A 305-nucleotide genomic window follows, 5' to 3' on the forward strand; every position below is an offset into this window, starting at 1 on the left:
CCGATTGCGAACACGCGGGTGTACGTGCTGGACGGTCATGGAGAGCCGGTGCCGTTCGGGGCGGTGGGGGAGCTCTACATTGGCGGGGCGGGGGTGGCGCGCGGCTACCTGAAGCGTGCGGAGCTGAGCGCGCAGCGGTTCATGGCCGATCCGTTCAGTGGGCAGCCGGGCGCACGGATGTACCGCACGGGGGACCTGGCGCGGTACCTGCCGGATGGCAATCTGGAGTTTCTGGGGCGCACCGACGAGCAGGTCAAGATCCGGGGCTTTCGGATCGAGCCGGGCGAGGTGGCCGCGCACCTGTG

1 protein-coding gene is annotated in these 305 nt (G+C 69.8%); it reads left to right on the forward strand.

What is annotated here, in order from left to right; genetic code table 11:
- Positions 1-305: AMP-binding protein (locus tag AB4Y34_RS42245; RefSeq protein WP_368719355.1), on the forward strand; the 305-nt coding region annotated here is incomplete at both ends.

This window comes from Paraburkholderia sp. BR10954 (assembly GCF_040965775.1).
GTDB lineage: Bacteria > Pseudomonadota > Gammaproteobacteria > Burkholderiales > Burkholderiaceae > Paraburkholderia > Paraburkholderia youngii.